The organism is Candidatus Pelagibacter ubique HIMB140, from assembly GCF_025558165.1.
Classification (GTDB): Bacteria; Pseudomonadota; Alphaproteobacteria; order Pelagibacterales; family Pelagibacteraceae; genus Pelagibacter; species Pelagibacter ubique_T.
In genome coordinates this window covers 1,029,904-1,044,585 of sequence record NZ_LAMZ01000001.1, presented here as the reverse complement: position 1 = coordinate 1,044,585, position 14,682 = coordinate 1,029,904, and the positions used below count along the sequence as shown (strand labels likewise).

At 29.0% G+C, this 14,682-nt stretch carries 20 protein-coding genes and 1 tRNA gene; 10 read left to right on the top strand and 11 right to left on the bottom strand.

Annotated elements, in window-relative coordinates:
* Positions 1 to 34 precede the first annotated feature (34 nt).
* From VP90_RS05645 to VP90_RS05610, 8 genes are all read right to left on the bottom strand, one after another.
* Positions 35 to 109, bottom strand: a tRNA-Phe gene (locus VP90_RS05645).
* Between the two features lie 4 nt (positions 110 to 113).
* Positions 114 to 329, bottom strand: coding sequence for a translation initiation factor IF-1 (infA, locus tag VP90_RS05640; protein WP_023854397.1), 216 nt, complete (start codon positions 327 to 329; stop codon positions 114 to 116).
* Between the two features lie 2 nt (positions 330 to 331).
* Positions 332 to 1,615: a histidinol dehydrogenase gene (hisD, locus tag VP90_RS05635; RefSeq protein WP_262590144.1), complete on the bottom strand. Its 1,284-nt coding sequence runs from the start codon at positions 1,613 to 1,615 to the stop codon at positions 332 to 334.
* Between the two features lie 7 nt (positions 1,616 to 1,622).
* Positions 1,623 to 2,015 carry a DUF2948 family protein gene (locus VP90_RS05630; RefSeq protein ID WP_262590143.1) on the bottom strand — a complete coding sequence of 131 codons (393 nt, stop codon included), beginning with the start codon at positions 2,013 to 2,015 and terminating at the stop codon, positions 1,623 to 1,625.
* Positions 2,012 to 3,274 (bottom strand): UDP-N-acetylglucosamine 1-carboxyvinyltransferase, encoded by a 1,263-nt coding sequence (gene murA, locus VP90_RS05625; RefSeq protein ID WP_262590142.1) that lies wholly within the window; start codon positions 3,272 to 3,274, stop codon positions 2,012 to 2,014. Before murA ends, VP90_RS05630 begins: the two co-directional genes overlap by 4 nt.
* 3 nt (positions 3,275 to 3,277) lie before the next feature.
* Positions 3,278 to 3,838 (bottom strand): dCTP deaminase, encoded by a 561-nt coding sequence (gene dcd, locus VP90_RS05620; RefSeq protein WP_075505953.1) that lies wholly within the window; start codon positions 3,836 to 3,838, stop codon positions 3,278 to 3,280.
* Between the two features lie 97 nt (positions 3,839 to 3,935).
* Positions 3,936 to 4,136 carry a hypothetical protein gene (locus VP90_RS05615; protein ID WP_075505952.1) on the bottom strand — a complete coding sequence of 67 codons (201 nt, stop codon included), beginning with the start codon at positions 4,134 to 4,136 and terminating at the stop codon, positions 3,936 to 3,938.
* Between the two features lie 172 nt (positions 4,137 to 4,308).
* Positions 4,309 to 5,031, bottom strand: coding sequence for a TVP38/TMEM64 family protein (locus VP90_RS05610; RefSeq protein ID WP_262590140.1), 723 nt, complete (start codon positions 5,029 to 5,031; stop codon positions 4,309 to 4,311).
* 94 nt (positions 5,032 to 5,125) lie between these two features.
* Between VP90_RS05610 and rpmH the strand changes: the two genes are divergently transcribed.
* The 10 genes from rpmH to VP90_RS05560 are packed head-to-tail and all read left to right on the top strand — an operon-like array spanning position 5,126 to position 12,512.
* Positions 5,126 to 5,266 (top strand): 50S ribosomal protein L34, encoded by a 141-nt coding sequence (gene rpmH, locus VP90_RS05605; RefSeq protein WP_023854404.1) that lies wholly within the window; start codon positions 5,126 to 5,128, stop codon positions 5,264 to 5,266.
* 4 nt (positions 5,267 to 5,270) lie between these two features.
* Entirely contained in the window at positions 5,271 to 5,612 is a 342-nt protein-coding gene (rnpA, locus tag VP90_RS05600) for a ribonuclease P protein component (RefSeq protein ID WP_262590139.1), read from the top strand.
* The gene (gene yidD / locus VP90_RS05595) at positions 5,612 to 5,860 is read left to right on the top strand and encodes a membrane protein insertion efficiency factor YidD (protein WP_075505949.1); all 249 of its coding nucleotides are present in this window, start codon (positions 5,612 to 5,614) and stop codon (positions 5,858 to 5,860) included. The genes rnpA and yidD overlap by 1 nt, the downstream gene beginning before the upstream one ends.
* Before the next feature lies 1 nt (position 5,861).
* Positions 5,862 to 7,538 carry a membrane protein insertase YidC gene (gene yidC / locus VP90_RS05590; protein WP_262590138.1) on the top strand — a complete coding sequence of 559 codons (1,677 nt, stop codon included), beginning with the start codon at positions 5,862 to 5,864 and terminating at the stop codon, positions 7,536 to 7,538.
* A complete protein-coding gene (gene argB / locus VP90_RS05585) occupies positions 7,538 to 8,404 on the top strand; it encodes an acetylglutamate kinase (protein ID WP_262590137.1) in 867 nt (288 codons plus the stop codon). Before yidC ends, argB begins: the two co-directional genes overlap by 1 nt.
* Entirely contained in the window at positions 8,401 to 9,072 is a 672-nt protein-coding gene (locus tag VP90_RS05580) for a pyrimidine 5'-nucleotidase (protein WP_075505946.1), read from the top strand. Before argB ends, VP90_RS05580 begins: the two co-directional genes overlap by 4 nt.
* Positions 9,073 to 9,076: 4 nt before the next feature.
* Entirely contained in the window at positions 9,077 to 9,904 is an 828-nt protein-coding gene (gene dapD / locus VP90_RS05575; protein WP_262590136.1) for a 2,3,4,5-tetrahydropyridine-2,6-dicarboxylate N-succinyltransferase, read from the top strand.
* A gap of 1 nt (position 9,905) precedes the next feature.
* Complete coding sequence (gene dapE / locus VP90_RS05570) at positions 9,906 to 11,063, top strand: succinyl-diaminopimelate desuccinylase (RefSeq protein ID WP_262590135.1); 1,158 nt, start codon at positions 9,906 to 9,908, stop codon at positions 11,061 to 11,063.
* Entirely contained in the window at positions 11,060 to 11,989 is a 930-nt protein-coding gene (locus VP90_RS05565; RefSeq protein ID WP_262590134.1) for a histone deacetylase family protein, read from the top strand. The genes dapE and VP90_RS05565 overlap by 4 nt, the downstream gene beginning before the upstream one ends.
* 31 nt (positions 11,990 to 12,020) lie before the next feature.
* Positions 12,021 to 12,512, top strand: a complete 492-nt coding sequence (locus tag VP90_RS05560) for an SET domain-containing protein (protein ID WP_262590133.1) — start codon at positions 12,021 to 12,023, stop codon at positions 12,510 to 12,512.
* Here the strand turns inward: VP90_RS05560 and truA are convergent.
* Genes truA through def form a run of 3 tightly spaced genes read right to left on the bottom strand, consistent with a single transcriptional unit; the run spans position 12,492 to position 14,674 of the window.
* Positions 12,492 to 13,232, bottom strand: coding sequence for a tRNA pseudouridine(38-40) synthase TruA (truA, locus tag VP90_RS05555; RefSeq protein WP_262590132.1), 741 nt, complete (start codon positions 13,230 to 13,232; stop codon positions 12,492 to 12,494). The genes VP90_RS05560 and truA overlap by 21 nt on opposite strands.
* On the bottom strand, positions 13,233 to 14,153 hold the full coding sequence (gene fmt, locus VP90_RS05550; protein ID WP_262590131.1) for a methionyl-tRNA formyltransferase: 921 nt from the start codon (positions 14,151 to 14,153) through the stop codon (positions 13,233 to 13,235). It abuts the gene before it with no gap.
* A 2-nt stretch (positions 14,154 to 14,155) separates the two neighbouring features.
* Positions 14,156 to 14,674 (bottom strand): peptide deformylase, encoded by a 519-nt coding sequence (gene def / locus VP90_RS05545; protein WP_262590130.1) that lies wholly within the window; start codon positions 14,672 to 14,674, stop codon positions 14,156 to 14,158.
* Positions 14,675 to 14,682: the final 8 nt, after the last annotated feature.

Genomic DNA, 14,682 nt, shown 5'->3' with positions numbered 1-14,682 from the left:
TCTTTTACAGGTATTTCAAGATCAAACTTTGTGGTGGTGGCTGAGGAAGGATTCGCACCTCCGACACAAGCCTTTTCAGGGCTCTGCTCTACTCCTGAGCTACTCAGCCTTATTTATCCTCTAAAGATAATTCTTCCTTTAGTAAGATCGTAAGGTGTCATCTCCACAGTTACATTGTCACCTTGAAGAACTCTAATTCTGTTTTTTCTTAACTTACCTGCTGTGTGAGCTGTAACCGTATGACCATTCTCTAGCTTAACTCTAAACATTGCATTCGGGAGTAGGTCTATCACAGTCCCCTTGAATTCAAGTAAGTCTTGTTTTGACAAATTTATTTTCTCCTTATTCTTTTTAATACTGATTGAGCATGCCCAACCAGGCCTTCATAATTTGCAAGTGTTATAACTGATGGTCCAAGACTTTCAATACCCTTTTTTGATAGGTTTATGTATGAAATTCTTTTGTAGAATTCGTTTACACTTATACCACTTGAATATTTTGCTGATCCGTTAGTTGGTAAAACATGGTTTGAACCTACATTATAATCCGTCATAGCCATAACAGCATATTTTCCTAAACAAATTGATCCTGAATTTTTTATTTTTGAAACAATAGATTTATAATTTTTAACATTTAACTCTAAATGCTCTGGAGCTATTTTGTTAACAATATCTATAATTTTTTTATCTGAATTTACATGCATTAAAATTCCATTATTTTGCAAACTTCTCCTTGCAATAGATTCTCTTGGAATCTCTTTTAATTGTTTAATTATTTCAGTTTTAACTTTATTTAATAAGTTTTTATCTTTTGAAATTAATATGCACTGTGCAAGATCATCATGTTCTGCTTGTCCTATTAAATCACTAGCAATCCATTCTGGATTTGAATACTTGTCACAAACTATTGTAACTTCAGAAGGACCAGCAGTCATACCCTCAATTCCAACATCTCCAAAAACTTCTTTTTTTGCAGCTGCAACGTAAGCATTTCCAGGGCCTACAATTTTATCAACTTTTTTTATTTTTTTAGTTCCGTAAGAAACTGCAGCAATAGCAGATGGTCCACCTATTGAGTAAATTTCATTAATTTTACATTTTTTAGCAGCATACAATACTGCAGGATTTTGTTTTCCTTTGTAACCTGGGTTAATCATAACTATTCTTTTTACACCAGCAACAATAGCTGGAATTGCATTCATCAATACACTAGATGGATAGGATGCAGTTGAACCAGGTACATAAATTGCAACCGAGTCTAATGGTAAATATTTATACTCAAGTTTATTTTTAAATTTATCAGTGTAAGAAATATTTTTAAACTTTTGTAATGAGTGAAATTTATAAATCCTGTTGTATGCAGTATCGATAGATTTTTTTACAATAGAATTTAATGATTGAATTGATTTTTGAATTTGATTTGAGCTAGGTTCAATTATTGAATTTTTATTAAATTTTTTCTCATATTTTAATAAAGCTTTATCACCATTTTTTTTAACATCTTTAATAATGTTAGTGACTGAAACAGAACTTGATTGAACTTTTCTCTTTCTTTGAATTAACAAATCATCCAATAATTTGTCAAAATTTTTCTTACTGTTATCTAAAACTTTCATCTCTACTTTATTTTATTTCGCTTTGATCCTCTAATATTGCTTCAATCGTTTCGGCGGTCAAAGCGATATGAGCATTATTACTAAAAAAGAGATTTATTTCATAAACATCGTTATTTTTCAAATAATCTATTCCTACTAATTCTAAAACCAATTCTTGATTTGATTGATCAATATTTTTTGACTTTACCTTATCAACAAAATCAAATCTGCAGATACTATTGACTTTTTTATCCTCATTTTCATTTTCTACTTTAGTACGTTCAATTGATAACAAAAATACTTTATTAGTTTCTAGATACTTAATATCTGAAACTTTTACTTTAGCTCCTGAACTACAAGCTGAAATCATTTGTAATCCCTCTTTGTCTGTAGCAATAATTTTAGCTAAATATTTGTTCATCTTTTTAATCTTTTTATTTTAACACCAATATTTTTTAATTTATTTTCAATTTTTTCATAACCACGATCTAAATGATAAATTCTATTAATTACAGATCTTCCTTGTGCAACTGAAGCTGCTAAGACAAGTGCCACTGATGCTCTTAGATCACTAGACATTACTTCTGCACCAATAAATTTCGTATTACCCTCAATATAAGCTTTATTATTTTTAGTCGTAATATTCGCACCTAATCTTTGTAATTCAGCAACATGCATAAATCTATTTTCAAAAATATTTTCTGTAATTGAACTTTTTCCTTTTGCTTTACACATTAAGACCATTAATTGCGCCTGTAGATCTGTTGGAATTCCGGGAAACTCTTTTGTTTTAATATTTTTAATAGACTTAATTTTGTCTGGCCCATTAATATGAATTTTATTTTTGATTACTTTTACTTTGGCGCCAGTTTTTTTTAATAAATTAAGTTCTGTATTTATTATTTTTGGATCTAGATTATTTATTTCTAAATTCCCTTTAGCTAGAGTTGCAGCTACACAAAAAGTACCAGCTTCAATTCTATCAGCCATTACAGAATAATTTGTTGATTTTAATGAACTTACTCCTTTGATAGTACAAGTTCTCCCTTTCCAATTAATTTTTGCACCAGCTGAATTGAGAAAGTTAGTAAGGTCTTTTATTTCTGGCTCTACAGCACAGTTTCTTAATATTGTTTTTCCTTTTGCCAAGCATGCAGCAATTATAGAATTTTCAGTTGCACCAACAGTAATTTTTGGAAATCTAATTAACGCTCCTTTAAGTTTGCCAAAAGATTTTGCTAAAATGTAACCGTCTTTAATTTCATAATTCATGCCAAGTTTTTCTAAAGCTGACAAATGATAATTAACTGGTCTTGCACCAATTAAGCAACCACCTGGTAATGATGTTTTTGACTTATGATATTTTGCAACTAAGGGTCCTAATACTAAAATTGAACCTCTCATTGTTTTAACTAATGAATAACTAGCAAAAGTTTTCATATTTTTATTGTTTGAAATTTTTGCAGTTTTTTTATCTTTAGAAAGTTCAATTTTTGATCCAAGAGACTTTAGTAAATTAAGCATAGTGCTAATATCTTTTACTCTTGGTAGGTTTTTAATAGTTACCGGTAAATCAAAAAGTAGTGTAGCTGCTAATATTGGCAGTGAAGCATTTTTAGAACCTGATATTGAAACTTTACCCTTGATTTTGCTAGGACCATCAATCAGAAATTTGTCCATAACTTACTTTTTAATTTTAGCAACCTGAATAGTAGTTTGTCCCTGATATTTACCGTTCTTAGATTTATAAGTTGTCTCTGGTTGAGTTTCTGATTTAAAAAATAAAAATTGGGCTATACCTTCATTGGAATAAATTTTTGCTGGATTGGGTGTAGTGTTGCTTAACTCTATAACTATATTTCCTTCAAATTCGTTTTCAATAGGAGTTACATTACAAATTATACCAGTTCTTGCATAAGTACTTTTACCAACACATATACAAAGTACATCTTTTGGAATTCTGAAATATTCTACTGTTTTAGCCAAAACAAATGAGTTTGGAGGAATAATGCAATGTGGTCCCTTTTTCTCAATAAAATTATCATCAGAAAAATTTTTTGGATCGACTAAAGAATTATTTACATTAGTGAATATTCTATATTCATCAGAGATTCTTACATCATAACCCATGCTACTTAATCCATATGATATTTTTCCCTCCGCAACTTGATGATCTAAAAATGGTTCGATCATATTGTGCTCTTTGCACATCTTCTTAATCCACGAGTCAGGCTGAATAGACATTACTTAGATTTTTTTTTATTTTTTTTTTGAAATAGTTTTCTTTTTTTTAAATTTTTTCTTAAAGCTAGGCTCAAACGCTCATTTTTATCTTTAGAACTCATTCTTTGTTGGGATTAGTCAAAAAATCTAACGATATTGGTTTATTGGGATCTAATGGTTTTGATGTGGGCTCTTCTTTTTTTGGGCCTTCTTTAGCTAAACGTTTAGCTTTTTTTTCAGCAAGCTTTCTTTCTCTTTTAGCTTGCTTCTCCATAAGCTTGTTGCCTTTTGTAGATTTATAATCGTAGTGAATTCCCATAACATTTATTTAGTAGATATAGATCATTATCATCAAAAAATTAAGGCAATAATTTGAAAAAAATGCTTTATTATCATTAAATTACTAAATGTATTTTAGCTCCTGTAGTTAAATGGCATAACAAGTCATTGGTAATGACTAGTTCCCTGGTCAGTACAGGGTGGGAGCACCATTAATTTCTGTAAAATTTTTTTCTAAAAATAATTGAAATCACAATTAGTACAAAAAACGCTAAAAGAGGAACATAAATATCTGGAGAAAAGATAATATCCATTATTCCAGGAACCTCTGAATTTTGATCGATTACTTTTTCAATCCCACTTCCAATTGAAACTGCCAGAAACGTCTGGGGTATAATCCCTAAAAAAGTTGCAAATAGAAAATTTTTTACTCTTACATTAAATAATGTTGGCAATAGACAACTTATTTGCCAAGGAACTCCTCCAATAAATCTGTAAACGAGTAAATAAAAAAATTCAGATTTTTTAAATTTAATTTCAAGATTTTGAAATTTATTAAGAAATTTTTCTCTAATTAAATCTCTTAAAAAATAATTTCCAAATATGTATAAAAAAGTTGCACCTGCACTTAAACCAGTTATCACAACTAGTGTTCCAATCCATTTTCCAAAAATAAAGCCACCCATAAGTGCTACAGGAGATCCAAAGCCCAGAAAAGGAAATACCCAAAGCATAGTTAAAATTATAAATATAATCGAAACTAAAAATATATTAGAATTCTTCAACTCAATTAAATAAGATCTATTATTTCTCAAAAAATCATAAGATGTGATCTCCTGAAGACTAAATTTTGAAAAGAAAAAATATAAAAATAAACTGACAATTATTAAGTAAGATAAACCTATCAATAGTTTAATTTTTTTTGTTTTTTCCATAAATATTGTTATTTTATTCCTAAATCTTCTATTTGCTATTTTTATTATTGCTAATATAAAGGGGCAAAATTTATAAAATTTAATCAATTTATTTATGAAAAGAACATACCAACCTTCAAATAAAAAAAGAGCACGAAAACACGGCTTTAGATCAAAAATGAAGACTAAAGGTGGGAAGAAACTTTTAGCTAGAAGAAGAGCCAGAGGAAGAAAATCTTTAACTGTATCAGTGTAAATTAATGAAAAGCAAAATTGTTGCTCTTTCAAAAAACGAAGAATTTAAAAATTTACTTAAACAAAAAAAGTTTTCAAATAAGTACGTAACTATTTTCTTTGGTAGATTAATGAATAAAGATAACAAAAAACTCAACATTAGCTTTGTAACAAAAAAAAAATTAGGGAATGCAGTTAAGCGAAATAAGATTAAAAGAAGATTAAGGAATATTTTAAACGAAGGAGTTAAAAAAATATCAATAAATTTTAACTATTCATTCCTTGTTATCGCTAAGTCATCTATGCTAAATAATGAATACAAATTAATAAAAGAAACTCTATTTCAGGATTTTGAAAAAATAAAATAATGAATATTTTTACAAATATATTAATTAAAATTATCAAAGGTTATAAATATCTGATTAGCCCTCTATTTGGACATTCTTGTAGATATTTACCTACTTGCTCAGAATACAGTATTGATGCACTTAAAGAATTTGGTCTGTTAAAAGGATCGTTTTTAAGTATCAAAAGAATCTTATCTTGTCACCCAATCAAATTTTTAGGTGGTGGTGAAGGTTTTGATCCTGTTAAAAAAAACACAAAATTAAAATAATATGGATACTAAAAATATAGTAGCGGCAATTTCATTATCAGCAGCAGTTATAGTTTTGTATTCACTATTTTTTGCTCCTCCACCAATTACTAAAGAAAATATGGCTGAAGGAAATAAAGTTGAACAAAACAGCGATACACCTTCACTAGATCAAAAAGAAAATGTTGCTGAAATTTCTAGAGAAGAAGCTTTAAATCAAAGTGAAAGAATTAATTTTGAGAATGAAAGTATTGTTGGTTCTATTTCACTTAAAGGTGGTGTAATTGATGATCTAACTTTTAAGCAATATAACGTCAGTCTAGACTCACAGGAAAAAGTTACACTTCTTTCACCAAGAAATTCAAAAGATGGTTATTTAATTGAAAGTGGTTTTATTACATCTGATAAAAATGTTGAAATTCCAAATTCAAATTCTATTTGGAAAGTTTTAGGAAATAATAAATTAACAGATCAATCTCCTATAAAAATATCTTGGACAAATGATCAAGGTATTACATTTGAAAAAGAGATTGCCTTAGATGACAAATATTTATTTTCAATTAAACAAAGTGTAATCAATCCTACAGATAAAAAGTATGATTTTTATACTTATGGGCAAATCATTAGAAATGAAATGCCTGATATATCTAACTTCTATATCCTTCATGAAGGATTAGTGGCAACACTTGATGATGAACTTATTGAAGAAGATTACGATGATATACAAGAAAAGAAATTTTCAAGAACAGCTCAAAAAGGATGGCTAGGGATTGGAGATAAGTACTGGGTAACTTCACTAATTCCACCTAGAGAAAAAGAATTTAAAACAACATTTGATTATAAAGATAAGTTCAGAGCAAATTTTGTTTCAACTGAGCCATTGGAACTTAATGAAAATTCATTGATTGAAGAAACCTTACAAATCATTGTTGCTGCAAAAAGAGTTGATGTAATTGATGGATATGCTGAATCTTTAAACATTGATAAATTTGACTTAACAATTGATTGGGGATTTTTATACTTTATTACCAAGCCATTATTTTTTGGAATAGATTATTTCTTTAAATTACTTGGAAATTACGGCTTAGCTATCATAGCAATTACAATTTGTATAAGATTAGCATTTTTCCCACTTGCAAACTTTTCGTTTAGAAGCATGGCAAAAATGAAAGCCTTACAGCCTGAAATGGCGAGACTAAAAGAGCTACACAAAGATGACAAAATGAAATTGCAACAAGCAATGATGGCTCTCTATAAAAAAGAGAAAGTAAACCCGATGTCTGGTTGTTTACCAATACTTGTACAAATTCCAGTTTTCTTTGCTTTATACAAAGTTTTATTTGTAACGATTGAAATGAGACAAATGCCTTTTTATGGCTGGATACAAGATTTATCTGAGAGAGACCCTACCTCTTTGTTTAATCTATTTGGATTATTGCCTTATGATGTACCATCATTTTTAGTCATTGGAGCATGGCCTGTTGCAATGGGTGTTTCTATGTGGGTTCAACAAAAATTAAATCCTGCACCAACAGATCCGATGCAAGCAAAAATATTTATGTTCTTTCCATTATTCTTAACAATAATTTTGGCACCTTTCCCAGCAGGGTTGGTAATATATTGGACAGTAAATAATATTTTAACTATGGCACAACAAGTTTTTATAATGAAACGAACCACTGTTAAAACAACAACTTAATGTTGGATATAAAAGAAGAAGAATTAAAAACAATTCTACCACTCGATGGTCCTTCAACTGAAGAAGTAAAAAAATATTTAGAAAAATATAACGATGAATATATTGTTATTAAATGTGGTGGTAGCGTTTTAATTGATCAAAATCTTTTTAATATTTTTATTAAAGATATTTCAACACTAAATAAACTAGGATTTACTCCTATTATTGTTCATGGAGGTGGGAAAAGAATAAGCAATAAACTTAATGAGATAGGTTTAGAAAGTAAATTTATAAAAGGATTAAGGGTAACCAACAAAGAAACTATTAAAGTTGTAGAAGAAGTATTAATTGATTTTAATAAAGAAATTATCAATGCTCTAGATCAGCAAAATTGCGAAAGTCAGAGTATTAATTCCAAGGAAAATAATATTTTAACAGTTGTCCAAGAAAATGAAGAGCTTGGTTTTGTGGGCTCTCCTACAAATGTAGATCAATCAATAATAGATAAAATTATAGGAAATAAAAAAGTGCCTATTATTGCGCCCTTAGGTTTAGATAAAAATGATCAGACTTATAACGTCAATGCAGATACTGCAGCTGGCTTTATTGCTAAAAAAATTAACGCAAGAAGGTTAATTATATTGAGTGACGTAGAAGGTGTTTTGGATAACAATAAAAATCTAATTCCGGAAATTAATTCAGTGTCTATAAAAAACTTAATCGATAATGAAACAATTACTGGTGGTATGATTCCAAAAATAAATAATTGCTTAGATGTTGCTAGTAACGGAGTAAAAGGAGTTGTTATAATAGATGGAAGAAAAAATCATTCTGTTCTATTTGAACTTTTATCAGATGAGGGATCTGGAACTTTAATTAGACAATGAAAAATTTAAGTCATATTAAAAATATTCTATTTGATTGTGATGGTGTACTTTATAGTGACCTAGAGGCAGTATTTGGCCAAGTAAGTCGAAAAATGACTGAATATATCTCAAGTAAACTTAATGTAGATTTAAAAAAAGCCAAAGAACTTCAGACAAATTACTTTCACAAATATAACACAAGCTTAAATGGTCTAATGATACATCATGAAATTGATCCTAAAGAATTTTTAGATTTTGTTCATGATATTGATTTATCTTTTTTAGAAAAAGATACGGCATTAAGATATGAGTTAGAGAATATAAATCTAAGAAAATTTGTCTTCACTAATGGTAGTTATAATCATGTAAAGCACATCACTACAACACTAGGAATTGACGACCAATTTGAAGGCATATTTGATATCGTAGATGCAGAATATCACCCAAAACCAGAAGCTAAAGCTTTCGATTTAATGGTAGAAAAATTCAAAATTGATCCAAAGGAAACTTTGTACATTGAAGATATAGCAAAAAACTTATCGATAGGTAAAGAACGAGGAACAATTACTGCTTGGTTAATTAATGATGAAGAATGGGGCAAAAAAGAATCTAATAAAGAATATATTGATTATAAAATTGAAAATCTTACTTTATTTTTAAAAGAAATAAGGTTATTAAAAAACCAATAAAACTATGAGTATAGAAAACATTATAAATGAAGCTTGGGAAAACAAAGATCAAGTTAATCAAAATTCAGATCAAAAATTAAAAGATACTATTAATCAAGTAATAGAAGATCTAGATAGTGGTAAATCTAGAGTTGCTGAAAAAATTGATGGTGAATGGGTAACTCATCAACACCTTAAAAAAGCAATTATGCTAAGTTTTAGAATTCATGGAATGGAAACTTTAGATGGTCCCTACTCAGCTTGGAGAGATAAAGCTCATTTGTTAAAAGGAAAAACAGCCGGATGGTCAAACGCTGATTTTGAAAAAGCAGGTTTTAGAATGGTACCAAATACTGCAATGAGAAAAGGATCATATGTTGCTAAAAATGTTGTTCTAATGCCAAGTTATGTAAATATTGGTGCTTACATAGATGAAGGAACAATGATGGATACATTTAGTCGTGCAGGTAGTTGCTGTCAGATTGGAAAAAATTGTCATATTTCAGCAGGAACTGGTATTGGTGGAGTTTTAGAACCAGCACAAGCGCTTCCGACTATTATTGAAAATAATGTTTTTGTAGGTGCTATGTCAGAAGTTGTGGAAGGGGTAATAGTTGGTGAAGGTTCAGTATTAAGTATGGGTATGTATATTGGCCAATCAACTAAAATCGTTAATAGAAAAACTGGTGAAGTAACTCACGGTAAAATACCTCCTTACTCAGTTGTTGTTCCTGGATCATTACCAGACAAAAATAATCCTGCTGCACCCTCGTTATATTGTGCAGTAATCATCAAACAAGTTGATGAAAAAACAAGATCTAAAACATCAGTAAACGATCTTTTAAGAGATTAAAATGCAAACCATTAATGAAATACAATTAGCCAAAGAGCTAATTCGTTACCCATCTATAACACCAATAGATGCTGGAGTAATGAAATTCTTAGAAAAACAATTAAGAAAACTTGGTTTCAAAACTAAAATATTAGAGTTTAAAGAAAAAAACACTAAACCAGTAAAAAATCTTTATGCAAGACTTGGAACCAAAGGTCCAAATTTTTGCTACGCTGGTCACTTAGATGTTGTACCTGCTGGAAACTTAAAAGATTGGACAGTAAATCCTTTCAGACCCTCAATTCAAAAAGGACATTTAATTGGAAGAGGAGCAAATGATATGAAAAGCTCTATTGCAGCCTTTGTTTCTGCTGTCAGTATTTTTGTTAAAAATAATAAAAAATTTGATGGATCTATAAGCTTACTAATTACAGGTGATGAAGAAGGAATTGCTATTAACGGTACAAAAAAAGTTGTTGAATACTTAAAAAAAAGAAAAGAGAAAATTAATTTTTGTTTAGTTGGAGAACCAACTAATCCAAATAAATTGGGAGAAATGATTAAAATTGGTCGAAGGGGAAGTATGACCGGCAGACTTTCAGTCATAGGTGTTCAAGGTCATGTTGCTTATCCTCATAGAGCTAACAATCCATCAACTACTCTTGTTCAAATATTGAAAGAATTGAAGGAAATTAAATTTGATAAAGGAACAAAAGATTTTCAGCCAACAAACCTAGAAGTTACAAAAATAAATATTGATAATACTGCTGATAACGTAATTCCAGGTTTAGCTAATGCAACTTTTAACATTAGGTTTAACAACAAACATTCATCGAATTCAATTAAAAAAAAAATAAATAAAATATTGAAGAAAATTTGTAATAAAAATAAGTCAAATTACAAAATTGAATATAGTGTATCTGGTGAAGCTTTTTTAACTAAACCAAATCAAACTACATATATGATACAAGATATAATTAAAAAGATTACTAAAATTAAGCCTGAACTCTCAACAACAGGAGGCACATCTGATGCAAGATTTATTAAAAAAATTGCTCCCTGTTTAGAATTTGGTTTGGTTGGAAAAACAATGCATAAAGTAGATGAGGCAGTTTCTTTAGGTGATTTAAAAAAATTAACTTTAATTTATTCAAATATTTTAAAGAATTATTTTAAGTGAAAACAGCTTTAATTACTTCTGATACATACAAAAATCATAATACTGGAGATGGACATCCTGAAAAAATAGATAGGGTTACAGCTGTTATTGATAACTTTAAAAAATTAGATAACAAAAATTTAAAATGGAAAAAGCCTTCAAAATTTGAAAAATCAATATTAATAAAAACTCATTCTTCTGAATATATTGACCATGTCGATCGATCATACCCTCAAAATGGATTTAATTTTTTAGATGGAGATACAGTTGTCTCCCCTGGTAGCAAAGAAGCAACAATGGACGCTGTTGGATCAATTATAACAGCGATTGATGGTGTGGAGGAAAAAGAATTTAAAAATGCTTTTTGCGCAGTAAGACCACCAGGTCATCACGCAGAAAAAGAGAAAGCAATGGGCTTTTGTATTTACAACAATGTTGCGGTTGGAGCTAATTATTTAATTGAAAAATATGGTTATAAAAAAATAGCTATAATTGATTTTGATGTCCATCATGGAAATGGGACACAAGATATTTTTTTCAACAATGAAAAAGTTTTATATATTTCCACTCATCAATTTCCATATTATCCAGGTTCAGGTTCGGAAAAAGAGATTGGAAAATTTAATAATATTTTAAATATTCCACTTGAAGCTGGAACAAGTGCTAGAGAATATTTAAATGCATATGAACTAGTATTAAAAAAATTAAAAGAATTTAAACCAGAATTTCTATTGTTTTCTGCAGGTTTTGATGCACATATTGATGATCCTTTAGCACAATTAAAACTTAATGCTGAAGATTATTATACAATTACAAAAAGAACTTTAGAAATTTCAAAATCATTTTGTAGAGGTAATGTAGTATCTATACTAGAAGGTGGATATGACTTAAAAGCACTACAAGATAGTACTCAAAGACATGTTGATGCTTTAATAGAATTTAATTGATAATTCCCAATAAAAAACTAAATAAAACTCAATGAAATTATATAAAATTAAAAAATCTGATATCGATAAAAAAGGTAGAGGACTTTATGCTACTAAAGATATCAAAGAAGGTACAAAGATAATCGATTACGTTGGTAAACTAATTACAAAAAAACAAACTGAAGAGTCTGATAAATATGACAATAGTAAACCAATCTATTTATTTACTATCAATAAAAGATATGACCTTGATGGAGATTTTCCATGGAATACTGCAGGATTAATTAATCATTCTTGTGACAATAATTGTGATTATGATGGTAAAGGTTTAAAAATTTGGGTTAAAGCTATTAAAGATATCAAAAAAGGTGAAGAATTTACCTGTGATTATGGTTTTGGTTATGATGAAAATTACAAACAATTTCCATGTAAGTGTAAGTCAAAAAATTGTTGTGGGTACATTGTAAGAGCAGAGTCTAGATGGCGAATAAATAAAAAATTTGCCATGAGTAATAAAAAAAATCTAATAAAAAACTCTAGATAAAAACAATCCTGTAGGTGGTGCTGGAGGAGCACACAGTGACCTTTTTTTAGACTTTAGAGCTTTGTCAAATTTTTTTAAATCCCATTTCTTTTCACCTAAATATTTTAAACAACCAACCATAGATCGTACTTGTTGTTGAAGAAAAGATTGAGATTTAAACTGAATTTCTATTTTATCATTTAAAGATTTTAATTTTACAAAATCCATCGTTCTAATTGGACTCTTAGCGTTGCAACTTGAAGCCCTAAATGTTGAGAAATCTTTAGTACCAACTAATTTTTTTGCCCCTAATTTCATCAAATCTAAATCTAATTTTTTTCTTACATGCCAAACTTGATTTTTTTCAATCACAGGTGAACTTGTTCTATTTAAAATGAAATATTTATAAACTCTCTTTTTTGCAGAAAATCTTGAATGAAAGTTACTAGTTCTTTTTCTTATTTTAAGAATTGTAATATTTTCATTTTTTAAAAAGTGATTAATTGAGTTAATAAATTTATCTAAGTTCAATAATTTATTTTTTAAATCAAAATGTGATGACTGCTCGATAGCATGAACACCAGCATCTGTCCTACCCGATCCGACTATAGTAATATTTTCTTTTAATAACTTTCTAATTTTGTCTTGAAGTATTCCTTGAATGGTTTTATTTTTTTTTTGAATTTGCCAACCTTTGTAATTTGTGCCTAAATATTCTATCAAAAGCTGATATCTAAACATTTATATATTTGAACCTTTTTTTATCTGTGAACCTTGAATAAATTCACCAATATTTTGAGGTCTTTTCCCTTGCCTCTGAATTTCCTTAATAATTATCGATTGATTATTACCACAAGCAATTTCAAGATTATCACTCAATACTAATCCTGGATTTCCTTGAGCTCTTCCAATTTGAGCTTTTAAGATTTTATATCTTTCTCCATTAAACATAAAAAATGCTCCTGGTGATGGATATAAACCGTTTATCTTACCAATAATTTTTTCAGCATTTTCATCCCAATTAATTTGACCTTCGGTTTTTTGAATTTTAGATGCATAGGTTGCATTCGAATGATCTTGTTCAATAAAATTTGCTTTACCATCTAAAATATCATCTACGTTATCTAAAATTTTTTCTGCTGCTAAGTTAGAAAGCTTTTCGCTAATTTCTAACGCATTCAAATTTTCATTAAGTTGAATTTTATAATTATTACAAACTGGTCCTGTATCTAATTTTTCAGCAATCCTCATTATACTTATTCCAGTTTCTTGATCTAAATTCATAATTGATCTTTGAATTGGTGCGGCACCTCTCCATTTAGGCAGTAATGATGCATGTATATTTATAAAACCTATTTTAGTTAAACTTAGAAATTTTTTAGGAATAATTTGTCCATAAGCAACAACTATTGCTAAGTCAGCATCTAAAGAGTTTAAAAAATTATACTCCTCTTCATTATTTAAAACTGGTGGCGTTCTATATTCTAAATTTAAAGTTTCAGAAATACCTTGTATTGGAGACTTATTAATTTTTTGTCCTCTTTTTGATTTTTGAGGTGGCTGTGTATACACACAAGAAATATTATATCCATTTTGATATAGAGATTTTAAAATTGGTACAGCGAACATGGGCGTACCCATAAAAACTAACTTTTTTGACATTTTTAAACTTCAGCAGTATTTGATTTTAATTTTGAAAGTTTCTTTATGATCATTGATTTTTTTAGTTTTGAAAGATAGTCGATAAACAATATACCTTCCAAGTGATCCATTTCATGCTGTATGCATGTTGCAAGCAATCCATCTGCCTTTAGTATTTGTTTCTTTCCATTGTAATCCAAATATTCTACCTCGCATTTACTCGGTCGATCTATTTCAGCAAATTGATTTGGTACAGATAAACATCCTTCTTCATAAGTTGCCTTAAGCGGATCTTTATTTTTTATTACAGGATTTACAAAGTATCTGGGCTCTTTTTTGTTTTCATCCTTGCTTATATCCATCACTATAATTCTTTTTGGTATACCAATCTGAATTGCTGCAAGACCAATACCATTAGCATCATACATTGTATCGAGCATATCATTCATTAATTTTTGCTCTTCACTTCCAACGGCTTCTACAGGTTTTGATACTTGTCGAAGTAATTTGTTTGGTTCAGTAATAATCGTTCTTATCGCCATAAAATTTG

What these genes read in the sequence shown, in the direction of transcription:
- hisD (WP_262590144.1), bottom strand. Translation starts at nt 1,615, where the DNA reads ATGAAAGTTTTAGATAACAGTAAGAAAAATTTTGACAAATTATTGGAT.
- VP90_RS05630 (WP_262590143.1), bottom strand. Translation starts at nt 2,015, where the DNA reads ATGAACAAATATTTAGCTAAAATTATTGCTACAGACAAAGAGGGATTA.
- murA (WP_262590142.1), bottom strand. Translation starts at nt 3,274, where the DNA reads ATGGACAAATTTCTGATTGATGGTCCTAGCAAAATCAAGGGTAAAGTT.
- dcd (WP_075505953.1), bottom strand. Translation starts at nt 3,838, where the DNA reads ATGTCTATTCAGCCTGACTCGTGGATTAAGAAGATGTGCAAAGAGCAC.
- VP90_RS05615 (WP_075505952.1), bottom strand. Translation starts at nt 4,136, where the DNA reads ATGGGAATTCACTACGATTATAAATCTACAAAAGGCAACAAGCTTATG.
- VP90_RS05610 (WP_262590140.1), bottom strand. Translation starts at nt 5,031, where the DNA reads ATGGAAAAAACAAAAAAAATTAAACTATTGATAGGTTTATCTTACTTA.
- rpmH (WP_023854404.1), top strand. Translation starts at nt 5,126, where the DNA reads ATGAAAAGAACATACCAACCTTCAAATAAAAAAAGAGCACGAAAACAC.
- rnpA (WP_262590139.1), top strand. Translation starts at nt 5,271, where the DNA reads ATGAAAAGCAAAATTGTTGCTCTTTCAAAAAACGAAGAATTTAAAAAT.
- yidD (WP_075505949.1), top strand. Translation starts at nt 5,612, where the DNA reads ATGAATATTTTTACAAATATATTAATTAAAATTATCAAAGGTTATAAA.
- yidC (WP_262590138.1), top strand. Translation starts at nt 5,862, where the DNA reads ATGGATACTAAAAATATAGTAGCGGCAATTTCATTATCAGCAGCAGTT.
- argB (WP_262590137.1), top strand. Translation starts at nt 7,538, where the DNA reads ATGTTGGATATAAAAGAAGAAGAATTAAAAACAATTCTACCACTCGAT.
- VP90_RS05580 (WP_075505946.1), top strand. Translation starts at nt 8,401, where the DNA reads ATGAAAAATTTAAGTCATATTAAAAATATTCTATTTGATTGTGATGGT.
- dapD (WP_262590136.1), top strand. Translation starts at nt 9,077, where the DNA reads ATGAGTATAGAAAACATTATAAATGAAGCTTGGGAAAACAAAGATCAA.
- dapE (WP_262590135.1), top strand. Translation starts at nt 9,906, where the DNA reads ATGCAAACCATTAATGAAATACAATTAGCCAAAGAGCTAATTCGTTAC.
- VP90_RS05560 (WP_262590133.1), top strand. Translation starts at nt 12,021, where the DNA reads ATGAAATTATATAAAATTAAAAAATCTGATATCGATAAAAAAGGTAGA.
- truA (WP_262590132.1), bottom strand. Translation starts at nt 13,232, where the DNA reads ATGTTTAGATATCAGCTTTTGATAGAATATTTAGGCACAAATTACAAA.
- fmt (WP_262590131.1), bottom strand. Translation starts at nt 14,153, where the DNA reads ATGTCAAAAAAGTTAGTTTTTATGGGTACGCCCATGTTCGCTGTACCA.
- def (WP_262590130.1), bottom strand. Translation starts at nt 14,674, where the DNA reads ATGGCGATAAGAACGATTATTACTGAACCAAACAAATTACTTCGACAA.